The organism is uncultured Methylobacterium sp. (assembly GCF_964251405.1).
In the GTDB taxonomy this organism is placed as follows: Bacteria; Pseudomonadota; Alphaproteobacteria; order Rhizobiales; family Beijerinckiaceae; genus Methylobacterium.
In genome coordinates, this window is record NZ_CAXUJR010000001.1 from 63,083 (window position 1) to 85,588 (window position 22,506).

Genomic DNA, 22,506 nt, shown 5'->3' on the forward strand with positions numbered 1-22,506 from the left:
CACTGGACCGTCGTCATTCCGGGGCTGCGAAGCAGAGCCCGGAACCCAGAGCCACCGAAGCGGCAAGACGGAGAGCCGGTGACGGTTCTAGGTTCCGGGCTCGCCTCCGGCGCCCCTGAATGACGAAGCGATCACGCAGACCGACCCAAAACGTCGAAGGTCTTGAGGAAACGCCAACCGCGCCATGACGCGGACAGAGGTGAAACACATGAAAAAACTGCTGTTCCAGTTCGATACCGATGCCATGCCGAGCGTGTTCGACACGGTGGTCGGCTATGATGGCGGGGCCGACCACATCACCGGCTACGGCAACGTGACGCCCGAGAATGTCGGCGCCCTCGTCGATGGCACCATCTACACCCGCGGCGGCTCCGAGAAGAAGTCGACAGCGATCTTCGTCGGCGGCGGCAACATGGCGGCCGGCGAAGCCGTCTTCAAGGCGGTGAAGAAGCGCTTCTTCGGCCCGTTCCGCGTCTCGACGATGCTCGATTCCAACGGCTCGAACACGACGGCCGCCGCCGGCGTCGCCCTGGTGGCCAAGGCCGCCGGCTCGCTTCAGGGCAAGAAGGCCGTCGTGCTCGCGGGCACCGGCCCGGTCGGCATGCGCTCGGCGGCCTTGCTCGCAAAGGAAGGCGCGGCGGTGATCCTCACCGCCCGCCAGGAGGACCGCGCCAAGGAGGCGGCCGATGCCGTCAATGCGCGCTTCAAGGTGAACGTCACCTATGCGGCGACGCCGGATGCCGCCTCCCGGGCCGCCATCGTCAAGGGCCAGAACGTGATCTTCTCGGCCGGCGCCATCGGCATCGAGCTCCTCTCCGAAGCCGACTGGAAGGACGAGGCGAGCATCCAGTTCATCGCCGACTACAACGCCCAGCCGCCGCTCGGCTTCGGCGGCATCGACGCCATGGACAAGGCCAAGGAACGTCACGGCAAGCACGTCTTCGGCGCGCTCGGCATCGGCGGCCTGAAGCTGAAGCTCCACCGCGCCTGCGTCGGCAAGCTCTTCGAGAACACCGAAACGGTGTTCGACGCCGAAGAGATCTACGCTCTCGCGAAGTCGATGGCCTGAACCATGGCAGCGCAAGAGACTGCTCAAGAGACCATCCAGGGCTTCCTCGACGGGCTGGCGAGTTCGGCCCCGACGCCCGGCGGCGGCGGTGCCGCCGCGATCTCGGGCGCCATGGGCGCCGCGCTCCTCAGCATGGTCTGCAACCTGACCATCGGGAAGAAGAAATACGTCGAGGTCGAGGAGGAGCTGAAGGGCATCCTCGGCCAGTCGGAGGCATTGCGGGCCAAGCTCACGGCCATGATCGCCGACGACGTCGAAGCCTTCGACGCGGTGATGGGTGCCTATGGCCTGCCCAAGGGCACGGACGACGAGAAGGCTGCCCGTGCGGCGAAGATCCAGGACGCCCTCAAGGTCGCCACGGACGTTCCGCTCGCCTGCTGCCGTGCCTGCCGCGAGGTGATCGACTTGGCGCAGGCTGTCGCCGACAAGGGCAACCTCAACGTCATCTCGGATGCCGGGGTGGCCGTGCTCTCGGCCCATGCCGGCCTGCGCAGCGCCGCGCTCAACGTCTACGTCAACGCCAAGGGCCTGGATGATCGCACCTTCGCGCAAACGCGCCTCGACGAGCTCGAAGCGCTGTTGGGCGAAGCCGGCGCGCGCAACGAAGCGATCTACGAGGTGGTCAAGGCTAAGGTAAACTGAGCCGATTCACCTTCTAAACCTAAGCATTCCGCCTGCCTTCAAGGCAGACTTAAAGAGAATGTAAAAAAATATAATTGGCGAAGCCCTTTTCGTGAAGTCAAATTTACGAGAAGGTCCGCGCCAAAGGGAAGCGTCGAGGAGCTATCAGATGGATGTCCACGAATACCAAGCCAAAGAATTGTTGGCCGGGTTCGGCGTCGCGGTTCCCAAGGGTGCGGTGGCGTTCAGCCCGGATCAGGCCGTCTACGCCGCCACCGAACTCGGCGGCTCCTTCTGGGCCGTGAAGGCCCAGATCCATGCCGGTGCCCGCGGCAAGGCCGGCGGGATCAAGCTGTGCCGGACCTACAACGAGGTCCGCGACGCGGCGAAGGACCTCCTCGGCAAGCGGCTCGTGACCCTCCAGACCGGACCCGAAGGCAAGCCGGTCCAACGGGTCTATGTCGAGACCGCCGACCCGTTCGAGCGCGAGCTCTATCTCGGCTACGTGCTCGACCGGAAGACCGAGCGCGTACGCGTCATCGCCTCGCAGCGCGGCGGCATGGATATCGAGGAGATCGCGGCGAACGAACCCGAGGCGCTGATCCAGGTCGTCGTCGAACCGGCGGTCGGCCTGCAGCAGTTCCAGGCGCGTGAGATCGCGTTCCAGCTCGGACTGAACATCAAGCAGGTTTCGGCGGCCGTGAAGACGATCATGAACGCCTACCGGGCGTTCCGCGATTGCGACGGCACCATGCTGGAGATCAACCCCCTCGTCGTGACCAAGGACGACCGGGTGCTGGCCCTCGACGCCAAGATGTCCTTCGACGACAACGCCATGTTCCGGCGCAGCAACATCGCCGACATGCACGACCCCTCGCAGGGCGACCCGCGCGAGGCCCAGGCCGCCGAGCACAATCTCAGCTATATCGGCCTCGAAGGCGAGATCGGCTGCATCGTCAACGGCGCCGGGCTCGCCATGGCGACCATGGACATGATCAAGCACGCGGGCGGCGAGCCTGCGAACTTCCTCGACGTCGGCGGCGGCGCGAGCCCCGACCGGGTCGCCACGGCGTTCCGGCTCGTGCTGTCCGACCGCAACGTGAAGGCGATCCTGGTCAACATCTTCGCCGGCATCAACCGGTGCGACTGGGTCGCCCAAGGCGTGATCCAGGCGGCGAAGGAGGTGAAGATCGACGTTCCCCTCATCGTCCGCTTGGCCGGAACGAATGTCGAGGAGGGCCGGAAGATCCTGGCCGAGAGCGGGCTCGACCTCATCACCGCCGACAGCCTGTCCGACGCAGCCGCCAAGGCGGTCGCGGCCTGCGACGCCGCCAAGCGCAAGCACTAGGGTCGGGGAGACCGCATCATGAGCATTCTGATCGACGAGAAGACCCCGATCATCGTCCAGGGCATCACCGGCGACAAGGGCACCTTCCACGCCCGCGAGATGGTGGAGTACGGCTCCAACGTCGTCGGCGGCGTCACGCCGGGCAAGGGTGGCAAGACCCATCTCGGCCTGCCGGTGTTCAACACCGTCAAGGAGGCGGTCAAGCAGACCGGGGCCACCACCTCGATCACCTTCGTGGCTCCGCCGTTTGCCGCCGACGCGATCATGGAGGCGGCCGATGCCGGCCTCAAGCTGATCTGCTCCATCACCGACGGCATCCCGGCCCAGGACATGATGCGGGTGAAGCGCTACCTCATGCGCTACCCCAAGGACCGCCGCTCGATGGTGGTCGGCCCGAACTGCGCCGGCATCATCTCGCCCGGCAAGTCGATGCTCGGCATTATGCCCGGCCACATCTACCTCAAGGGCAATGTCGGGGTGATCTCGCGCTCGGGCACGCTCGGCTACGAGGCCGCGGCGCAGATGATGGCGGTCGGCATCGGCATCTCGACCTCGGTGGGGATCGGCGGCGACCCGATCAACGGCTCGTCCTTCCTCGACCACCTCGCTTTGTTCGAGCAGGACCCGGAGACGAAGGCGGTGCTGATGATCGGCGAGATCGGCGGCCCGCAGGAGGCCGAGGCCTCGGCCTGGATCAAGGAGAACATGTCGAAGCCCGTGATCGGCTTCGTCGCCGGCCTGACCGCTCCGAAGGGCCGCCGGATGGGCCACGCCGGTGCGATCATCTCGGCGACCGGCGACAGCGCCGCCGAGAAGGCGGAGATCATGCGCTCGTATGGTCTCACCGTCGCCCCGAGCCCGGGCGAGTTCGGCTCCACGGTGGCGGACGTGATGGGCAAGCTCGCGGCGTGACCGGCATAGGACGACGGCTCGACGCCGTCCGCACGTGACACCTCTCCTCCCCCTTGCGGGGAGGAGTAGGGAGGTGGGGGTGAGTCCGGATGAGGCTCGCGCGGTGCCTTCTGCGCCAACCCCAACCCCTAACCTCTCCCCGCAAGGGGGAGGGGAGCGCGCGCCGACGGCGTGCCATGCGACCTAGGAGCGATGCGGCCATCGCACCGACCCCAACCGAGGTGGCCATCCGATGACTGACACCCTTCACGCCCCCCTCGGCGCCACCGATCAGACCTTCGCGCCGCCGGTGATCACCGGCACCTCGTCGAAGGAGGCGCTCGACATCCTGTTCCACGCGCTCCTCGACGTCGCCCGCCGCCACGAGCCGGAACTCGAGGACGTGCTGCACGGGCGCGCCGACATCTCGACCTTTACCCCCGAGTTGCTGGCCCGCGCCCTCCAGGTCCAGGGGATCTGGTTCCAGCTCCTCTCCATCGCCGAGCAGAACGCCGCCATGCGCCGCCGTCGGCAGGTGGAGCGCACGAAGGGCCGGGCGGACCTCACCGGCAGCTTCAGCGCCGTGCTCGCGGATGCAGTCAAGGACGGCATCAAGGCGCCCGAGATCCACGCGCTCCTGAAGGACCTGCGCATCCGGCCGACGATCACGGCGCACCCGACCGAGGGCAAGCGCGTGACGGTGCTGGAGAAGTTCCGGCGCATCTACCTCGTCCTGCGCGAGCTCGAATTGCCGCGCTGGACCGAGCGCGAGCGCAACGGCCTGATGAGCGAGCTGCGCGACCAGATCGAGCTCGTGTGGATGACCGGCGAGCTGCACCTGGAGAAGGCCACCGTCGAGCGCGAAGTCGCCTGGGGGTTGCACTTCTTCGACGAGACCCTGTTCGAGATGCTGCCGGAGGTGCTGTATTCGCTGGAGGAATCCCTGGCCGAGTATTACCCGGACGAAAAATTCGAGGTGCCGGCCTTCTTCCAGTTCGGCTCGTGGATCGGCGGCGACCGCGACGGCAACCCCTACGTCACGGCCTCGGTCACCCGCACCACCCTGCAACGCAATGCCCTCGCCTCCCTGCGGCGTTACCGCGACGGCGTCACGGCGCTCGGCCGCACGCTCTCGCTGGCGGAGCGTTCGCTGCCGGTGCCGGCCTCGTTCAAGCAGGAACTGGCTCATCGCCTCGTCGAGAGCGGAGACGGGCGGGCCATCGCCAATCGCAACCCAGGCGAGGCCTACCGCCAGTACCTCACCTGCGTACTGCGCAAGCTCGAAGCAACCATCGCCCGCAACAAGGGCCTGCGCTCGACCGACCCCGACTACCCGAGCGCGGACGGCCTCATCAACGACCTGCGTATTCTGGAGCAGGGGCTGATCGACGCGAAGTGCCCGTCGCTGGCGCGCGATCTCGTGCGGCCGGTGCGACGGATGGTCGAGATCTTCCGCTTCTCCACCGTGCGCCTAGATCTTCGCGAAAATACGACCCGCACGACGAAGACCCTGCACGCGCTCTGGCATCAGGCCAACGGCCAGAACAAGACGCCCCCCGATCTCGACTCGCCCGAGTGGAAGAAGTGGCTGCTCGCCGAACTCGCCAAGCCTAGGTCCGGCGAGCGTACCTTCGAGGACCTGCCCGACGACGCCCGCGAGACGCTGGAGACGTTCGCGCTCGTCGGCGAGATGCGCGAGCAACTCGACCGCGAGGCCTTCGGTGCCTTCGTCCTGTCGATGACGCGCTCGGTACCCGACATCCTCGGGGCCTACCTGCTCGCCAAGGAAGCCGGCAACTTCCTCGACGCGGCCGGCACCGAGATCTGCTGCCTGCCGATCGTGCCGCTGTTCGAGACCATCGACGATCTGCGCGCCGCGCCCGCGATCATGAAGGAACTGTTCGCGATCCCCGTGGTGCGCCGCTCCACACGCTGGCAGGGCGGCGTGCAGGAGGTGATGATCGGCTACTCGGATTCGAACAAGGACGGCGGCTTCGTCGCTTCGAACTGGGAGCTGTACAAGGCACAGGGCAAGCTCACCGAACTCGGGCGTGCCTGCGGCGTGCCCATCGCCTTCTTCCACGGCCGCGGCGGCTCGGTGAGCCGGGGCGGCGCACCGACAGCGCGCGCCATCGCGGCCCAGCCGCCGGGCTCGATCAATGGGCGCTTCCGCACCACGGAGCAGGGCGAGGTCGTCTCGTTCAAATATGCCAACCGCGGCACGGCCGCCTACCAGATGGAGCTTCTGGCCTCCAGCGTCTTCGCCCACGCACTGAAATCGGAGCGCGAGGCGGCCAAGCTCCCGCGCAACGAGTTCGATGACGCCCTGGAAGCGCTCTCGGGGGCGTCGCGCGCGGCCTATGTCAACCTGATCCAGCACCCGGACCTCGTCACCTATTTCGGTGCGGCGAGTCCCCTCGACGAGATTGCGCTCCTCAATATCGGTTCGCGGCCGGCCCGCCGCTTCGGTGCAAGATCCCTGAGCGATCTTCGCGCGATCCCCTGGGTGTTCGCCTGGTCGCAGAACCGCCACGTCATCACCGGCTGGTACGGGGTCGGCTCCAGCCTGAAGAGCTTCCTCGACGTGCGCGGGGCGCAGGGCGAGGCGCTGCTGAAGCGGCTCTTTGCCGAATCGCGCCTGTTCCGTCTCATCCTCGACGAGGTCGAGAAGACCCTGCTCATGGTCGATCTCACCATCGCCAAAGACTATGCCGGCCTCGTGCCGGACGAGGCGGCGCGCAACGCCATCTTCCCGCTGATCGAGGCCGAGTACGAACTCACCCGGGAAATGGCCCTGCGGGTCAGCGGCGACCGCGAGCTCGCGGAGCGTTTCCCGCTGTTCCGCGACCGTCTCAACGGTCGGCTGCCGACCATCAACCAGGTCAGCCGTGAGCAGGTCGAGCTGCTGCGCCGCTTCCGCGCCGAGGAGGACGAGGACAAGCGCGAGGCGGTGAAATCCGCGCTGCTGCTCTCGATCAATTGCATCGCCGTCGGATTCGGCGCTACGGGCTAGAGGAAAGAGCCTCGGCCGCCAGACATCGCTTTACAACAGGAAGGAACACCCATGAGCTTCACCCTGATCCAGCAGGCGACGCCCCGCCTCCACCGCTCGGAACTCGCCGTCCCCGGCTCCAACCCGACCTTCATGGAGAAGTCGGCGACCTCGAAGGCCGACGTCATCTTCCTCGATCTCGAGGACGCGGTCGCTCCCGACGACAAGGAGAAGGCCCGCACCAACATCATCCAGGCGCTCAACGAGATCGACTGGGGCAACAAGACCATGATGATCCGCATCAACGGTCTCGACACCCACTACATGTACCGTGATGTCGTCGATATCGTCGAAGCTTGTCCGCGCCTCGACATGATCCTGATCCCCAAGGTCGGTGTCCCGGCCGACGTCTACGCGATCGACGTGATGGTCACGCAGATCGAGCAGGCCAAGAAGCGCGAGAAGAAGATCGGCTTCGAGGTGCTGATCGAGACCGCCCTCGGCATGGCCAATGTCGAGGCGATCGCGACGTCCTCGAAGCGCCTCGAGGCGATGTCCTTCGGCGTGGCCGACTACGCCGCCTCGACTCGCGCCCGCTCGCAGGTGATCGGCGGCGTCAACCACGATTACAGCGTGCTCACCGACAAGGACGAAGCCGGCAACCGCCAGACCCATTGGCAGGACCCGTGGCTATTCGCCCAGGCCCGCATGATGGTCGCCTGCCGCGCCTACGGGCTTCGCCCGATCGACGGGCCGTTCGGCGATTTCTCCGATCCGGACGGCTACATCTCGGCGGCTCGCCGTTGCGCCGCGCTCGGCTACGAGGGCAAGTGGGCGATCCACCCCTCGCAGATCGATCTCGCCAATGAGGTGTTCACTCCGTCGCCTGCCGAGGTCGACAAGGCCCGCCGCATCCTCGCCGCGATGGAAGACGCCGCCAAGGCCGGCAAGGGCGCCGTCTCCCTCGACGGGCGCCTCATCGACATCGCGTCGATCCGCATGGCCGAGGCACTGATCGAGAAGGCCAACGCGATGACGGCGAACTGATCGCATCCATGGTCCGACGACCGAGGCAACGGCCGTTTCCGAGAGGAGGCGGCCGTTGCCGTGTCAGCACCGAATACCGGTGTCGATCGTTGCCACAGTGACGGCACTGAAGGCGCTACGCCGAACGACTTCACAGCCTCAACGGAGAAACGACAATGCACGTCACCATCGAAGATGCCCACAAGGCCATCGAGGCCGCCCGCGCAAAGGCGGTGGAACTCGGCACGCAGATGTGCATCGCCGTCGTCGATTCCGGGGGTAACCTCAAGGCGTTCTACCGGATGGACGATGCGTGGGTCGGCTCTATCGATATCTCGCAGAAGAAGGCCAAGACCTCGTTGTTCTTCGGCATGATGACGGGCCAGATCGGCCAGCTCTCCCAGCCGGGCGGCCCGCTCTTCGGCATCGAGCATTCCAACGATGGTCTCATCACCTTCCCGGGCGGCATCCCGATCGTCGACAAGGACGGCGTGATGTCGGGCGCCATCGGCGTCAGCGGCTCGACGGTCGAGAACGACCACTCCGTCGCCCTCGCCGGGGCCAGCGCCGTCGGCTCCACCGAGTTGCCGGCTCATCCCTGGCGCACCTGAGGCAAGCGGGTCGCCGGCCCTGATCCGGCGACATAAAAAAGAGGGGCGTTCCATGTGGGGACGCCCCTCTTTTTTCGTTCCGCCCGGTTCGCGCGGCGGGCGTTCGAAGCACCGCCGGTGTGGGTCTAGAAGCCGCCGAACTTATAATTGAACCCGGCCCGGACCATGCTGCCTTCTGTCTCGAAGCGGGTCGTGTACGAGCCCGTTGCCGGCGTCAGGCCGGTGGAGGCGACCCTCACGTTGCGGCTGCCGAGGTCGTAGCGCAGGTACTCGGCCTTGAGCGTGATCGCGCTGGCGCCGAGGAAGTTGCCGATGAAGTTGAACCGATTCAGGAAGCTGTCGGTCGGGATCGCGTATTCGATGCCGCCGCCATAGACATAGCCGGTCTCGATCCCGTCATTGCGGCCGAGATAGGCGAGGTTCAGGGCGCCGTTGTAGAACTTCGCGTTGTAGTTCACGTCGCCATAGGCGAAACCGCCGGTGCCGTAGACCAGGACGCGGTCGAAGGCGTATCCGATCCGCCCCTGTGCCGTGCCGAGCCAGTTGAGGCCCTGCCGGAACGAGCTCGGATCGGGAATGCCGTTATTCGCCGCCAGGGCGGGGCCGAGATAGAGGTAGTTCTTCCGCAGGTCGGTCCAGGTCCAATCGGCCTCGACGCCGACGACGAAGCCCGAGCCTGGCGTGAACTGATAATTGTAACCGACGCCGACGCCGAAATTCCCCAAACCGTCCTGCTCGGAGCGAATGCTCGGCGGACGCCGCAACGTCTGGACGTTGCCGATCGTGTTGGTGATGCCGCCGGCGCCATTGTTGTTGCCGACGGTGCGAATCTGCTGGCTGTCGCTGAAGCTGTAGGAGCTGTGCGTTCCGCCATAGAAACCGGTCCAGGTGAAGACCGGGATCGGTGTGAAGACGGCCGGCGGCGCTTCGCGTCGCGGCAGATCGGCGGCCGAGGCGACGCCGACGACAAGCATCGCTGCAGTCCCGGCCATGAAGAGCTTGGTGAACATGACGATGTTTATCCAGAAGAGCCCATCTCTCGCGCAGAGTATTCGTGTTCCGGTGCTCACCCTATGCCTACAATGCAACACCAACCGGCGGAACGTTTGCCGCTTTGCCCGGCAATTGCCGCAATCGTGCAAAGGTGTTGCTGACGGGACAACACGGAGCGCGAGGCGCCGGTCTCGCGGCGGGTGCTCGACAACGCCCGGTTAAGCCTGTTGCCCTATCAGGATCGAACTATCCCATGAGCCCTGGCAGGAGCGCCGATGACCCGTGATCAACTCGCCGCCGAGCTGAAGCGCATGGCGAGCGTCCACGTCAGCGATATCGAACGCGCGGTGAAGGACGGCCACAAGACCATCGCGTTGAACGAGCTCGCCGACCTCAACCGCCAGCTCAAGGCCTTGTCCGCTGCGGTGAAGGCGAAGCCCGTGGTTCGGGCTTGAGGTCCTCACCAGGCGAATAACGATAAGACGGAAACCTACGGTGAGGCTCGCCCCCCGCAAAGGAGGATCGGCGATCAGGCCGGGGTCCCACCGCCGAGCCGGGCCACCAGTTCGCTGATCGCGGCCCGTACCTGCCGGACCGCCTCCTCGTCACGTCCCCGCACCACGATGCGGTTGGCGAAGCCGTTCGGCGTCATCGACGGGTAGGACCCGATCGACACTGCCGCGTTTGCCTTGGCGATGGCGCCGAGTTCCCCCGCATAGGCACCCTCGGGCAGGTTGCCGGCCTCGATCGTCTCGGAGAGTACCTTCGCTCCCGTCTCCAAGGTCGGGCCGATCTCGTCGAGCATCGCCTGCATGATCGCCGGCACGCCCGCCATCACGAAGACGTTGCCGAGGCGGAATCCCGGCGCCTTGGAGATCGGGTTCGCCACGAGGTCGGCGCCCTGCGGGATGCGGGCCATGCGCAGCCGCGCTTCGTTCAGGTCCTCCGGCTTGTGCCGCTCCAGCAGCATCGCCTTGGCGCGCGGATCGACGTCGATGGGCACGCCGAAGGCGGCTGCGACGCAATCGGCGGTGATGTCGTCATGGGTGGGGCCGATGCCGCCCGTGGTGAAGAGATAGGTGTTGCGGCTCCGAAGGGCGTTCACCGCCTCGACGATCGCATCCTTCTCGTCCGGCACGACGCGGACCTCGCGCAGGTCGATGCCGATCGCGGTGAGGTAATCGGCGATGGTGCCGATGTTCTTGTCCTTGGTCCGCCCGGACAGGATCTCGTCGCCGATGACGAGGATGGCGGCGGTGACGGGGGCTGTCGTGGTCATTGGGTCCCAGCTCGTCTCGGAAGCATGCCTTCGACCTAGCGCGAGGGACGCATGCTGGCTATGGCCCGTCCCTCCCATCCCGGAACCCGCGACACCGCCACCGATGCGACTTCCCGAGATGCTGATCGAAGGGCGCCTCGTGCAGCGCTACAAGCGCTTCCTGGCCGACGTCGAACTCGCCGACGGGACCGTCATCACGGCCCATTGCGCCAATCCCGGAGCGATGCTCGGCCTCAACGCGCCCGGCAACCGGGTGCTTCTCTCGGCCTCGACGAATCCATCGCGAAAACTCGGGTACTCGTGGGAACTCGTCGACGCGGACCTTCCCGGCGGCCGGCAATGGGTCGGCATCAACACGATGCGCCCGAACGCCCTTGTGGCGGAGGCTTTTCATGAAAGGCGTCTGGCGCCGCTTGCCGGATATACCGTGCTGCGGCCCGAGGTGCGCTACGCGAAGGCGAGCCGGGTCGATTTCCTGGCGCAGGGCGATGGCCTGCCGCCCTGCCATGTCGAGGTCAAGAACTGCCACCTCATGCGGGATGCCGGTCTCGCGGAATTCCCGGATTGCGTGGCCGCCCGCAGTGCCCGGCACATGAACGATCTCGCGCAGGTGGTCGCAGACGGTGGTCGGGCAATGGTGATCGTCGTGGTGCAGATGCAGGCGGAGCGATTCGACGTCGCCCGCGACCTCGATCCGGCCTTCGACCGGGCCTTCCAGGCGGCCCGCGGAGCGGGCGTGGCGGTCCACGCCTATCGCTGCCGGGTGACGCGCGAGGAGATCACCGTCGCCGAGGAGATCACCGTCACCTGAAGGTATCAAGACTTGCACGGGGACGAGGTCTGGCCGATCTTGCGGTGCTTGGACAGCCCTCACCCGTGAGCATCGGGAACTGCCTGATGAGCGACATCGCCCCAACCTGCCGGCTCGTCCAGCCTGGCGAGCCGTTCACCGGAAAACAGGGCCTCGACTACGCCGTCGCCATCTCGGCCGAGAGCGTCGGCGCCAGGGGCCTGCACATGCAACTCGTCACGTTGCCCCCAGGCGTGAGCGCGAAGGCGCACAAGCACGAGGCCCACGAGAGCGCCATCCACGTGCTCAGCGGTGAGTCCGGCTGCTGGTACGGCGAGGCCCTGGAACACCACGCCATGGTGCGGGCAGGGGACTTCTTCTACATCCCCGCCGGCGTACCGCATCGGCCCTACAATCCGAGCGACAGCGTACCATGCGTGGCGGTGATCGCCCGAACCGACCCGAACGAGCAGGAGAGCGTGGTGCTCCTGCCCGACCTCGACCGCGAGCTCAACGAGCGGGGCAGCGTAGAGACCTGAACGGGCTCAGGCCGGTCGTTCGAAGACGAGGTTCAGCCGGGTCGTGGCGATGCGGCGGTAGCCGTGGCCTTCGAGGAGCGCGGAGAGGTCGACCTGCCACTGGTCGGTGCCGTTCTCGACCAGGATCAGGGTCGGATGCAGGCTTTTCGGCGCCTCGCGCAGGAACGGCTCCAGGATCAAGTCCTCGGCGCCCTCGACGTCGAGCTTGATCGCGTCGATCTTGGTGATGCCCTCGCTCTCGGCGAGGCCGAGCAGCGTCACGGCAGGCACGCGGATCTGGGCGCTCTCGTTGGTGCCGACGATCTTGAGGCTTGATTCGCCTCGGTTGCGCGGATCGACGAAGAGCGTGAGTTCTCCGGCCTTGTCGGCGACCGCGCAGGCGACCGCCTTGATCGTCGCGAACGGGTTCTGCGCGATGTTGTAGGTCAGGCGATCGAAGACGTCGGGCTGCGGCTCAATGGCGAGGATGCGGGCGCGAGGTCCCGCGAAGGCGGCGACGAAGAGCGCGTAAGCACCGATATTGGACCCGATGTCGAGGAAGGTGCAGCCCTGCGGCAGGCGCTCCTTCAGGATCGCGCGTTCCTCGAGATCGAAGAATTGCGGCGTGAACAGCACCTTCTTCTCGCAGTTGTTGTTGTAGGGGTGCAGCCGCATCTTCGCGCCGTAGCGCTCGACGTCGAGGGGCTGGCCGCGCAGCAGGGTGATCCCGATCCGGCGGAGGAACAGGGCGAGGCGGCGCCCGGTCCAGCTCGCGCTGGAGATCGTACCGGTCCGTGCCAGAAGCCGCGCGACGAGGCCGGTGGGGGCGTAGAAACCGAATGGCTGGGTATTCTTCATGACGGCCGGGTGATGCCAGCCGGTGCGGCCGGGGGCAAGCGTGGTTGCCGAGGCCTGCGGGCGTGATAGGCAGCGGGATCAGTCACCTGCGAGGGGATGCGAGGACGTGCCGGAGCCCATGCAGCAATTCGATTCCGACGGCGTCGCCATCGCCTTCATCGACGTTCCCGCGGAAGGCGGGAGCGGCGATCCGGTCTTGCTGATCCACGGCTTCGCGTCGAACCACGCCGTCAACTGGGTCAACACGCTCTGGGTGCGGACCTTGACCCAGGCCGGGTACCGGGTGGTCGCGTTCGACAACCGCGGCCACGGCCAAAGCCAGAAACTCTACGATCCGGACGCCTACGGCTCCGACCTCATGGCGCAGGATGCCCGCCGCCTCCTCGACCATCTCGGGATCGCCCGAGCGGACGTCATGGGCTACTCGATGGGCGCGCGTATCGGCGCCTATCTGGCCCTCGACGAACCGACGCGCGTACGCTCGTTGCTGCTCGGCGGCCTCGGCCTGCATCTCGTCGAGGGCAAGGGCCTGCCAAGTGGCATCTCGGAAGCCCTGGAAGCGCCGCCCGGCACGCCGGCACCCAACCCGACCGCGGCGGCCTTCAGGATGTTCGCCGAGCAGACCCGCAGCGACCTCAGGGCGCTCGCCGCCTGCATGCGGGGCTCGCGCCAGACCTTGTCGCGGGCCGAGGTGGCGCAGATCGAGGTTCCGACCCTCGTGACGGTGGGCACCCTCGACACCGTGGCCGGCTCCGGGCCGGCGCTTGCAGCCCTGATGCCGAACGCCAAGGCCGTGGACCTGCCCAACCGCGATCACAGCACAGCGGTCGGCGACAAGGGCCATCGTCAGGGTGTGCTGGCGTTCCTGGCGGAGCGGCCTTGACCATCGGTCGGGTGCCTGCGCCCAGCGGAAGCCAGTCCGGCACCCATCGTTCCGGCTGCGGAGCCGCTTTCCCACCGACGGCCGCCGAGCTATTCGGCAAACCGAACGAGCAGCGCGAGCGGCTCGAAACCTAGCGGGAAGGCGCGCCGGATCGTGAACCGGTCGCCGAGGTCGCGTGACGCGGACATCGGCGCACTCCGGGGTCTGGCTTCACGTCGGACGATGACGTTGCGATTCGGATCCACGTCGCAGCCGGCAATCAGCCGCCCGCAAGGAATCCATCGAGATGGCCTAGGCACCCTGCCATGCCCTCGATCATTCCCGAGGCGAGGACGTCCTTGCCCGACATCGCACGTCATCGCGCCGTGGTGGAAACCGTCAGCTCTTGAGCCGATACCCCGTCCGGAAGATCCATGTCACGGCGGCGAGGCATAAGGTCAGGAACAGCAATGTCATGCCGAGGCTGATCCCGAGGCTGACATCCGCCTTGCCGAAGAAGCTCCATCGGAACCCGCTGATCAGGTAGACGACGGGGTTGAACAGGCTCAGCGCGCGCCAGAAGGGCGGCAGCATGTCGACGGCGTAGAAGCTGCCGCCGAGGAAGGTCAGCGGCGTCACCACGAGGAGGGGGACGAGCTGAAGCTTCTCGAACCCGTCCGCCCACAGGCCGATGACGAAGCCGAACAGGCTGAAGGTCACGGCGGTCAGCAGCAGGAACACCACCATCATGACCGGGTGCTCGATCCGCAAGGGCACGAACAGGGTCGCGGTGGCGAGGATGATCAGCCCGATCAGGACTGATTTCGACGCCGCCGCCCCGACATAGCCGAGCACGATCTCGAACGGCGAGACCGGGGCCGAGAGGATCTCGTAGATCGTGCCCGCGAAGCGCGGGAAGTAGATGCCGAAGGACGCGTTGGCGATGCTCTGCGTCAGGAGCGAGAGCATGATCAGGCCCGGCACGATGAAGGCGCCGTACGCGACTCCGTCCACGGCCGTGACGCGTGAGCCGATCGCCGCCCCGAAGACCACGAAATAGAGCGAGGTCGCGATGACGGGGGCGACGATGCTCTGCAGCGCCGTGCGCCAGAAGCGCGCCATCTCAAATCGATAGATTGCGCCGACTGCCGGCCAGTTCATGGTCATGCCGCTGCGCTGGTCCTGACGAGGTCGACGAAGATGTCTTCGAGCGAGCTCTGGCGGGTGGAGAGATCGCTCACGGAGATGCCGGCCGCGGCGAGGTCGGCCAGCAGCGTCGGGATGCCGGTCTCTTCGGCCTGGGTATCGTAGGTATAGGTCAGCTCACGTCCGTCATTGGCGAGATCGAGGCGATGGCCCCCCAGCGAAGCGGGCAGGGCGGTCAGTGGGCCATGGAGCTGGAGGGTGAGCTGCTTCTTTCCGAGCTTGCGCATCAGCTCGGCCTTCTCCTCGACCAGGATGATCTCGCCCTTGGCGATCACCCCGACCCGGTCGGCCATCTCCTCGGCCTCCTCGATGTAATGGGTGGTGAGGATGATGGTGACGCCCTTGTCGCGCATGGTCCGCACCAGCCGCCACATGTCCTGGCGAAGCTCGACGTCGACGCCGGCGGTGGGCTCGTCGAGGAAGAGGATGCGCGGCTCGTGAGAGAGCGCCTTGGCGATGAGCACGCGGCGCTTCATCCCTCCCGACAGGGTCATGATCCGGCTGTCACGCTTGTCCCACAGGGAGAGGTCGCGCAGGACGCGCTCGATATGGGCGGGGTCCGGCTTCAGTCCGAACAGGCCGCGGGTGAAGCTCGTCGTCGCCCACACTGTCTCGAAGGCGTCGGTGGTGAGTTCCTGCGGGACGAGGCCGATCGCCTTGCGTGCGGCCCGGTAATCCTTGGCGATGTCGTGGCCATCGGCGAGGATGCGGCCTCCACTCGGCGTAACGATCCCGCAGACGATGTTGATCAGCGTGGTCTTGCCGGCGCCATTCGGGCCGAGGAGCGCGAAGATCTCACCCTTGCGGATCTCCAGGCTGACGTCGCGCAGGGCCTGGTGGCCGGTGGCGTAGACCTTCGACAGGTTGGCGATCGAGATGATCGACGGCATCGTTTCTCCGCGGCGTGGGCGCGATCGGGCATTGGGTGATCGTGCGGGCGGCCTATAGCATGCCGAAGCGCGAACGGATCGCCGGCCGGATCACGATTCGGCCGATCGCAATTCGTGCCTTCCCTCGCCACACTCAAGTTTGCCCCGGCCGACTTGGGCACCCTGATTGCGGGTCGCGGGCAAGCACGAGACTTGTGGGGAAGGAGAGACCCGCGTGTCTGACAAATGGGTTCGGGTCAATAGAACGAAAAAAGCCGCCCGAAGGCGGCTCTCCTAAGTCCGTTAAGCCGCTCAGGCTCGGAGGCGGTTCCTCACCTCGCCAAGGCTGAGGCGGACGAGATCCTGGGCCGCGTCGCCCTGCATGCGGTCCTTGAGGATGACCTCGGAGACGCGCACCGCCGTATCGGCGGCGGCGGCACGGACCTGGGCGGTCGCCTGGGCTTCGGCCTGGGCGATCTTGTTCTCCGCCGATTTGGTGCGGCGGGCGATGAAGTCGTTGAGGCGCTCATGGCTCTCGGCGGCGATGCGCTCCGCCTCTGCGCGGGCGCTGGCCACGATGTCCTCGGCCTCGCGCTCGGCGTCAGACCTGCGACGCTTGTAATCGGCGAGTACGCCGGCCGCTTCCTCGCGCAGGCGACGCGCCTCGTCGAGTTCGCTGCGCACGCGCTTTGCCCGCCCATCGAGGCCCTTGGTCAGCTGGTCGAATCCGCCGACCTTCCAGACTACGACCATGAACAGGACGAAGGCGATCGCGACCCAGAATTCAGCTTCCAACAACATGCTCGTCGTCCCACCATCCTATGGCACCCGGCCGGTCGAACCGGGTGCGAAACTCATCAGCCAAACCGGTCCGGTCAGTGGGCCGCGGCGGCCTTGTCGAGCGCCCGGTCGAGGGCGGCCTGGTCGGGGCTGTGGCCGATCAGCCGCTCGACGATGGCAGACGCCGTCTCGGAGGCGATGCCGCGGACGCTGCCCATCGCCTCGGCGGTGCGCGACCGGATGGTCGCTTCGGAGGCCGCCAGACGATCGTTGAGCTCGGCTTCCAGCGCTTTGCGCTTGGCGTCGGTTTCCTGGGCGAGCGCATTGCGGGTCTCGCCCGCGATGGCGCGGGCCTTCGCCTGGGCATCGTTCAAGGATTTCTCGTAGGCCGCACCCGCGGCCTCGGCCTCGGCCTTCATACGGTTGGCCTCGTCGAGATCCTTGGAAAGGCGTGTTGCGCGGTCGTGCAGGATGCCCTGGATGCGGGGCAGCGCGACCTTGTCCATGAGATAGTAGAGAAGCCCGAAGGCGATCGCGAGCCAGATCAGCTGGGACAGGAATGTATGTGTCTCGAATGGCGGAAATCCGCCGCCATGCTCTGAATCCGGCACCACGACGGTGGCCTGATGGGGGGCGGTCGGTTGGGCCGGCTGAGCCATGTCGTCCTTCGCTTAAACGTCTTGCGCGAGCAGTGCTTCACGTCGGACGGGCGGGAACGACCCGAAGGCCGGTCCGCCCGTCCGAGAAATCGGCTGACCGTCGTCGATCAGACGGCGAACAGGAGCAGAAGGGCCACGAGCAGCGAGAAGATGCCGAGCGCTTCCGTGAGGGCGAAGCCGAGGAGCAGGTTGCCGCGCTGGCCGTCGGCGGCCGAGGGGTTGCGCAGTGCACCGGCGTAGAACTGGCCGAAGAGGTTGCCCAGTCCGATGGCGGCACCCGCCATGCCGAGACAGGCCAGGCCGGCGCCGATGTACTTGGCGGCTAAGGGATCCATCAAATTGCTCCTAAGGTCGGTGCGTACGTTGCGTGGAGAGGAAATCCGGCCGCGACCGCGAACCGGGGACGGAAGGGAGGTCGCCGGCCGCTAGTGGCCGGGATGAAGGGCATCGCTCAGGTAGATCGAGGCGAGCGTCGCGAAGACGTAGGCCTGCAGTCCGGCGACCAGGAACTCCAGCGCGGTCACCGCGATGCTGAGCGCCAGCGGCAGCGGAGAGATCACGCCCCAGGCGCCCGCGGCGAGCAGCGCCGGCACGAAGCCCGCGAAGATCTTCAGGGCGATGTGGCCGGCGAGCACGTTGGCGAAGAGACGAACCGCGAGGCTGATCGGCCGCGAGACGAAGGACACGATCTCGATGGCCACGATCATCGGCATCAGCCAGCCGGGCACGCCAGAGGGAACGAACACCTTCAGGAAGCCGGTGCCGTGGGCCATGAAGCCGTAGACGATGACGGTGGTGATCACCAGGAAGGCGAGGGCGAAGGTGATGACGATGTGGCTCGTGACGGCAAAGGCGTAGGGCACCATGCCGAGCATGTTCAGCACCAGCACGAACATGAAGAGCGAGAAGATCAGCGGCATGAAGCGCTCGCTGCCGTGGCCGGCCGACTGACGCAGGGTCGAGCCGATGAACTCGTAGAAGACCTCCGCCATGGACTGCATCCGGCCCGGCACGACGGACCGGTTGGAGGTCGCCACGATCGTGATGAGGGCGATGATCCCCACCGCCGCAAACATGTAGAGGGCCGATTGCGTGAACGCGATCTCCTGGCCCCCGATATGCCCGAACGAGACCAGCGGCTTCAGCTCGAACTGGTGGATCGGATCCATCTTTACGGCCATTGCCGCTCCCGTCCTCTACGAAACCCGGCACGACCCGCGCCTGCAACTCTCATCGCCATTGCGCGGCGATGACCCGATCCGGCCTCCGTCTAAGGAGCCCGGTCCTTCTTCGACGTCTTCGAGAGCGAGCTCGAAACACGCATGACGTTGTAGACGCCGGTCGCGAAGCCCAGCATCAGAAAAACGATCAGACCCCAGGGCTTCGTCCCGAGGTAGCGATCGAACATCCAGCCGAGAATGCCCCCCGCCAGGACGCCCGCGATGAACTCCGTCGAGAGTCGCATCGCTTGGCCGAGGGGCGAAGGCCCGGTCGAAGAACCCGGACGCGACGAATGGGCGGAAACAGAACCAGGCTGCTTCCGCTCGATCTGGGTCTCGAGACGTTTGAGCCTCGCGGCGAGGTCATCGTCCCGTTTCCCGCCCGACGATGTCCCACGCTCGTCGCTTGGTTCGTTGCCGCTCACGGCGAAAACTCACATTGGCGAGAGCGAGGGGAACCGTCCAGACCGCCCCTTAAGCGCGGCGCACCATAGTTTCGCCCACCTTGAGTGTCAAGGCGCCGCACGATCGACTTAAGCTCTTGTTCCACATCGAGAAATCGCGCTTCTGCCGGTGCTTTCGGCAGATCGTCTGCAGCATGGCTGCGATGGTGATTTCGCAGGGCCGAGATCGTCGGCGGATCGCGTCTCACGCACCGAGGATCGGCTTGATGATCTTCTCCATGCCGTCGATCGACATGTCGCCCTTGAAGCGTTCGCCGTTGATGAAAAAGGTCGGCGTCGAATCGACCTTGTAAACGTCGAGGCCGCGCTGCTTCACGGCGTTCACCGCGCTGTAGATCTTCTGGTCCTTGAGGCAGGCCTCGAACTTGTCCTTCGAGTAGCCGGCCTGTCGCAGCATCTGCTCCAGGGCGTCGACGGGCGATTGCGGCTTCTGGACGTAGGCCCAGGCCTGTTGCTGGTCGAACAGAAGGTCGGTGATCGGATAGTATTTCGCTTCGCCGTCGCAGCGCGCCAGCATGAAGGCCGCCGTGGCGAGCGGATCGAGCGGGAATTCGCGCAGGGTGAAACGGACCTTGCCGGTATCGATGTAGCGCTCCTTCAGGGCCGGCCATGTCTGGCGATGGAAGGCCGCGCAATGCGAACAAGTCAACGAGGCGTATTCGATGATCGTGACCTTCGCGTCCTTGGGCCCGAGCCAGACGTCGCCGAGCGGCCCCGGCTCCATCAGGGTGGAAAGGTTCGGGGCGGAGGCGTCCTGCGCCAGAGCCTGGAGCGACAGGCGAGGTAGAAGGACGGCGGCGCCGATGGCGAGGCCGGTGAGGTTAAGGGCGTCGCGCCGGGTGATCATGAGTTTGGGCTCCACTGGCGTGTCGAACCGCAAGGCTCGTTGCGCCTGCGGTAGAATCCCCGAGCCCGCCTGACAAGGCGCAGGTGCGCGCTTCAGCGCCTCGCCGGCTCCGCCACGATCGCGATCCCGAGGCGATCCAGGGCATCGCGCAAGCCCTCGTCGGCGATCCGGGACACCGCAAGCGCCACTTCGCCGCGGCGGATGGGATCGATCGGTGCGGGAGAGGGACGCCGCATGGGACGCTCGATCCGGCCTTGGCGCATGACGATCCGGCCGATGCAGGCCCAGCCGTAATGGGCGTTGACCCGCTGGATCACCACCGGCGCGAGATGTTGCAATTCGAGGGCGAACACCCCCTCGACGCGCACGATCAGCGTTCCGGGGTCGGGGCAGCCCGCTTCCTCGCCGCGCTTGCGACGCGGCCATTCGATTTTGCACGGCTGGCAGAAGCGGCCCAGGCTTTCGCCGACGATGTCGGGCCAGGCGGCGATGATATCGGTGGAGGCGAATCCCTGTGCCGCGAAGGCTTTGCCGACGCAGGCTTCGAGCAATTCCGCCAGCGGCTTGACCCGCGCCATGGGATGTCCTGTCTCCGACGGAAAGCCAAGGTATCACGACGCGGGCGGGAGCCGAAGCGGGACCCGGCTAGATTCCGCCCCCGGCCTCGACAGTCAGGCGATCGCGGATTTCGGCCTGCTTCTCGCGGACCATCGCGGGAATCAGGAAGGCATCGACCAGGAGCCAGACGAAGCCTATCAGGACGAGGAAGGACAGGATCTGGAGGATCGCCGATACCGGGCGGCCGAGATAGAACCGGTGGCCCGACAGGAAGCCCAGGAAGAACCACAAACCGTAGGCGACGGCGACGCTCGGACCGTCGTTGGTAACCCTGGTCTCGATGAGGATGCGGTCCTGGGTCGTGAGCATGCCGGCCTGTCCTCGCGCCCGTTCGGTCGAGCTTGGCTATCACGGCGATAGCGCAGGGGTCGAGGGTCGCACGTGGCGGAGACCGTTGCCCTTGGACCGGCCGATGGCTTGAGCGTATGGACCGTGCCGCATGCCAGCGCCCGACGCGTCGATTCCCCGGCCCCAGGCCACCGACCTCCTGACCTGGTACGACCGGCACCGCCGCGTCCTGCCCTGGCGGTCGCTCGCCGGTGAGACGCCCGATCCCTACCGGGTCTGGCTCTCCGAGGTGATGCTGCAGCAGACGACGATCGCGGCGGTGAAGCCGTATTTCGCGACCTTCCTGGCACGCTTTCCCGACATAGCCTCCCTCGCCGAGGCCCCCGAGGAGGCGGTGATGTCGGCCTGGGCCGGCCTCGGCTACTATTCCCGCGCCCGCAACCTTCACGCCTGCGCCAAGGCGGTGGCCGCTGCCGGTGCCTTCCCCGACACCCTCGACGGCTTGCGCAAGCTTCCCGGCATCGGCGCCTATACGGCCGGCGCCATCGCGGCGATCGCGTTCGGTCGGCAGGAAGCGGCAGTGGACGGCAATGTCGAGCGGGTGGTGACCCGGCTCTTCGCCATCGAGACGCCGATCCCCGCCGCGCGCCCGGTCATCCGCACGCTGACGCAGGATCTGGTCCCAGCCGCGCGACCCGGCGACTTCGCGCAAGCCGTCATGGATCTCGGCGCCACCATCTGCACGCCGAAGCGCCCGGCTTGCGCACTCTGTCCCTGGATGCACCCCTGCAGAGGGAGGGCGCTCGGGTTGCAGGAGACGTTCCCGCGCAAGACCAAGAAGGTGCCGGGCGTCCTGCGCAGGGGTTCGGCCTTCGTGGCGATCCGGAGCGGCGACGAGGCGATTCTCCTGCGCACCCGCCCCCCGGAGGGCCTGCTCGGCTCGATGGCGGAGCCGCCGACCAGCGACTGGGCTGCCGATTACGATCCCAGCCGCGCCCTCCTCGACGCACCCTTCGACGCGCGCTGGAAACGGCTGCCGGGCATCGTGCGCCACGTCTTCACGCATTTCCCGCTGGAGCTGACGGTCTTCTCCGCACGCGTGGGCCTCGGCGCATCGATACCCGTCGGCATGAGGTTCACGCCGAGGCGCGACCTCGGCGCGGAACCGCTGCCCGGTGTGATGCTGAAGGTGATCGCTCACGCCCTCGATCCGAAACCTGAGGCGGTGAAGGCGCCTCGTGGACGCCCAAGGCGCGAGGCCGGCTCGACACCTCTCCTGACGATGGAGCCGGTGATCACGGTCCGACCGGCTCCGAAACCGCAACCCCGCATCCAGGCCGCGGCTCAGGGCGAACCGGACCCACTGGACACGGTCCCGGAGGCGGAAAGAGCGGCGCCGACGCGCAAGCGCCCGAAGGCTCGCGCACGGCGACCTTAGCTGCGGTTCAGGCCGCCGAGCCCATCGCGGCGCGCATCTTGCCACGGAAGACGTCGATCACGACCGGCCGGCCGTCGCGCTTGGCGTGCCAGAAATCCCAGCCATTGCAGGCCGGAAGTCCTTGGACGAGGGCGCCGATCTTGTGGATCGAACCCATCGCCGGGCCGGCCATCAGGGTGCCGTCGGGCCGGACGATCGCGGAATGGCGCCCGCGGGCGTCGGTCAGGGTCTCGCCGGCACGGATATGGCCGGCTTCGAG

25 protein-coding genes and 1 pseudogene are annotated in these 22,506 nt (G+C 66.6%); 12 read left to right on the forward strand and 14 right to left on the reverse strand.

The genetic code is table 11. The features are described from left to right. Positions 1-208 precede the first annotated feature (208 nt). The 7 genes from ACFE7U_RS00310 (at position 209) to ACFE7U_RS00340 (ending at position 8,558) form a co-directional block, all read left to right on the forward strand. A complete protein-coding gene (locus ACFE7U_RS00310) occupies positions 209-1,069 on the forward strand; it encodes an NADP-dependent methylenetetrahydromethanopterin/methylenetetrahydrofolate dehydrogenase (protein WP_375407731.1) in 861 nt (286 codons plus the stop codon). A gap of 3 nt (positions 1,070-1,072) precedes the next feature. Continuing rightward, entirely contained in the window at positions 1,073-1,711 is a 639-nt protein-coding gene (gene fchA, locus ACFE7U_RS00315; protein ID WP_375407732.1) for a methenyltetrahydrofolate cyclohydrolase, read from the forward strand. Between the two features lie 148 nt (positions 1,712-1,859). Beyond that, a complete protein-coding gene (locus ACFE7U_RS00320) occupies positions 1,860-3,038 on the forward strand; it encodes a malate--CoA ligase subunit beta (RefSeq protein ID WP_375407733.1) in 1,179 nt (392 codons plus the stop codon). Between the two features lie 18 nt (positions 3,039-3,056). Beyond that, entirely contained in the window at positions 3,057-3,950 is an 894-nt protein-coding gene (gene sucD / locus ACFE7U_RS00325; RefSeq protein ID WP_375407734.1) for a succinate--CoA ligase subunit alpha, read from the forward strand. A gap of 232 nt (positions 3,951-4,182) precedes the next feature. Beyond that, positions 4,183-6,942: a phosphoenolpyruvate carboxylase gene (locus ACFE7U_RS00330; protein WP_375407735.1), complete on the forward strand. Its 2,760-nt coding sequence runs from the start codon at positions 4,183-4,185 to the stop codon at positions 6,940-6,942. Between the two features lie 51 nt (positions 6,943-6,993). After that, the gene (locus tag ACFE7U_RS00335; protein WP_375407736.1) at positions 6,994-7,968 is read left to right on the forward strand and encodes an HpcH/HpaI aldolase/citrate lyase family protein; all 975 of its coding nucleotides are present in this window, start codon (positions 6,994-6,996) and stop codon (positions 7,966-7,968) included. A 155-nt stretch (positions 7,969-8,123) separates the two neighbouring features. Then, entirely contained in the window at positions 8,124-8,558 is a 435-nt protein-coding gene (locus ACFE7U_RS00340; protein ID WP_375407737.1) for a heme-binding protein, read from the forward strand. A 125-nt stretch (positions 8,559-8,683) separates the two neighbouring features. Here ACFE7U_RS00340 and ACFE7U_RS00345 read toward each other — a convergent pair whose 3' ends face one another. Then, on the reverse strand, positions 8,684-9,568 hold the full coding sequence (locus ACFE7U_RS00345) for an outer membrane protein (protein WP_375407738.1): 885 nt from the start codon (positions 9,566-9,568) through the stop codon (positions 8,684-8,686). Between the two features lie 258 nt (positions 9,569-9,826). Between ACFE7U_RS00345 and ACFE7U_RS00350 the strand changes: the two genes are divergently transcribed. Next, positions 9,827-10,006 carry a hypothetical protein gene (locus ACFE7U_RS00350; protein WP_055884212.1) on the forward strand — a complete coding sequence of 60 codons (180 nt, stop codon included), beginning with the start codon at positions 9,827-9,829 and terminating at the stop codon, positions 10,004-10,006. Between the two features lie 74 nt (positions 10,007-10,080). Here the strand turns inward: ACFE7U_RS00350 and ACFE7U_RS00355 are convergent, their stop codons facing one another. Continuing rightward, positions 10,081-10,830 carry a competence/damage-inducible protein A gene (locus ACFE7U_RS00355; protein ID WP_375407739.1) on the reverse strand — a complete coding sequence of 250 codons (750 nt, stop codon included), beginning with the start codon at positions 10,828-10,830 and terminating at the stop codon, positions 10,081-10,083. Between the two features lie 103 nt (positions 10,831-10,933). On the opposite strand from ACFE7U_RS00355, the gene sfsA reads away from it, so the two are divergent. Both sfsA and ACFE7U_RS00365 read left to right on the forward strand, forming a co-directional pair. Next, positions 10,934-11,641: a DNA/RNA nuclease SfsA gene (gene sfsA, locus ACFE7U_RS00360; RefSeq protein WP_375407740.1), complete on the forward strand. Its 708-nt coding sequence runs from the start codon at positions 10,934-10,936 to the stop codon at positions 11,639-11,641. An 86-nt stretch (positions 11,642-11,727) separates the two neighbouring features. After that, entirely contained in the window at positions 11,728-12,159 is a 432-nt protein-coding gene (locus tag ACFE7U_RS00365) for a cupin domain-containing protein (RefSeq protein ID WP_375407741.1), read from the forward strand. Positions 12,160-12,165: 6 nt separating this feature from the next. Here the strand turns inward: ACFE7U_RS00365 and ACFE7U_RS00370 are convergent, their stop codons facing one another. Beyond that, positions 12,166-12,996, reverse strand: a complete 831-nt coding sequence (locus ACFE7U_RS00370) for an FkbM family methyltransferase (RefSeq protein WP_375407742.1) — start codon at positions 12,994-12,996, stop codon at positions 12,166-12,168. Between the two features lie 118 nt (positions 12,997-13,114). Here ACFE7U_RS00370 and ACFE7U_RS00375 point away from each other — a divergent pair, with 118 nt between their 5' ends. Beyond that, positions 13,115-13,879 (forward strand): alpha/beta fold hydrolase, encoded by a 765-nt coding sequence (locus ACFE7U_RS00375; protein ID WP_375407835.1) that lies wholly within the window; start codon positions 13,115-13,117, stop codon positions 13,877-13,879. A 378-nt stretch (positions 13,880-14,257) separates the two neighbouring features. Here the strand turns inward: ACFE7U_RS00375 and ACFE7U_RS00380 are convergent, their stop codons facing one another. The 10 genes from ACFE7U_RS00380 to ACFE7U_RS00425 form a co-directional block, all read right to left on the reverse strand. Further along, the gene (locus ACFE7U_RS00380; protein ID WP_375407836.1) at positions 14,258-15,019 is read right to left on the reverse strand and encodes an ABC transporter permease; all 762 of its coding nucleotides are present in this window, start codon (positions 15,017-15,019) and stop codon (positions 14,258-14,260) included. A gap of 2 nt (positions 15,020-15,021) precedes the next feature. Continuing rightward, positions 15,022-15,954, reverse strand: coding sequence for an ABC transporter ATP-binding protein (locus ACFE7U_RS00385; RefSeq protein WP_375407743.1), 933 nt, complete (start codon positions 15,952-15,954; stop codon positions 15,022-15,024). 291 nt (positions 15,955-16,245) lie between these two features. Then, positions 16,246-16,731 (reverse strand): ATP F0F1 synthase subunit B, encoded by a 486-nt coding sequence (locus ACFE7U_RS00390; protein WP_375407837.1) that lies wholly within the window; start codon positions 16,729-16,731, stop codon positions 16,246-16,248. Between the two features lie 77 nt (positions 16,732-16,808). Further along, positions 16,809-17,372 carry a F0F1 ATP synthase subunit B' gene (locus ACFE7U_RS00395; protein WP_375407744.1) on the reverse strand — a complete coding sequence of 188 codons (564 nt, stop codon included), beginning with the start codon at positions 17,370-17,372 and terminating at the stop codon, positions 16,809-16,811. Positions 17,373-17,479: 107 nt separating this feature from the next. Then, positions 17,480-17,707 carry a F0F1 ATP synthase subunit C gene (locus ACFE7U_RS00400; protein WP_018044493.1) on the reverse strand — a complete coding sequence of 76 codons (228 nt, stop codon included), beginning with the start codon at positions 17,705-17,707 and terminating at the stop codon, positions 17,480-17,482. Positions 17,708-17,797: 90 nt separating this feature from the next. Next, entirely contained in the window at positions 17,798-18,553 is a 756-nt protein-coding gene (locus ACFE7U_RS00405; RefSeq protein WP_375407745.1) for a F0F1 ATP synthase subunit A, read from the reverse strand. 89 nt (positions 18,554-18,642) lie between these two features. Then, complete coding sequence (locus ACFE7U_RS00410; RefSeq protein WP_375407746.1) at positions 18,643-18,837, reverse strand: AtpZ/AtpI family protein; 195 nt, start codon at positions 18,835-18,837, stop codon at positions 18,643-18,645. 403 nt (positions 18,838-19,240) lie between these two features. Next, positions 19,241-19,903, reverse strand: coding sequence for a DsbA family protein (locus tag ACFE7U_RS00415; protein WP_375407747.1), 663 nt, complete (start codon positions 19,901-19,903; stop codon positions 19,241-19,243). Positions 19,904-19,995: 92 nt separating this feature from the next. Beyond that, a complete protein-coding gene (locus tag ACFE7U_RS00420; RefSeq protein ID WP_375407748.1) occupies positions 19,996-20,481 on the reverse strand; it encodes a DUF721 domain-containing protein in 486 nt (161 codons plus the stop codon). Between the two features lie 67 nt (positions 20,482-20,548). Then, positions 20,549-20,830 (reverse strand): TM2 domain-containing protein, encoded by a 282-nt coding sequence (locus tag ACFE7U_RS00425; protein WP_375407749.1) that lies wholly within the window; start codon positions 20,828-20,830, stop codon positions 20,549-20,551. Between the two features lie 130 nt (positions 20,831-20,960). Between ACFE7U_RS00425 and ACFE7U_RS00430 the strand changes: the two genes are divergently transcribed. Continuing rightward, positions 20,961-22,247, forward strand: a complete 1,287-nt coding sequence (locus ACFE7U_RS00430; protein WP_375407750.1) for an A/G-specific adenine glycosylase — start codon at positions 20,961-20,963, stop codon at positions 22,245-22,247. Between the two features lie 7 nt (positions 22,248-22,254). On the opposite strand, the pseudogene ACFE7U_RS00435 reads toward ACFE7U_RS00430, so the two are convergent. Further along, positions 22,255-22,506 (reverse strand): annotated as a pseudogene (locus ACFE7U_RS00435) (modification methylase); the annotation flags it as partial.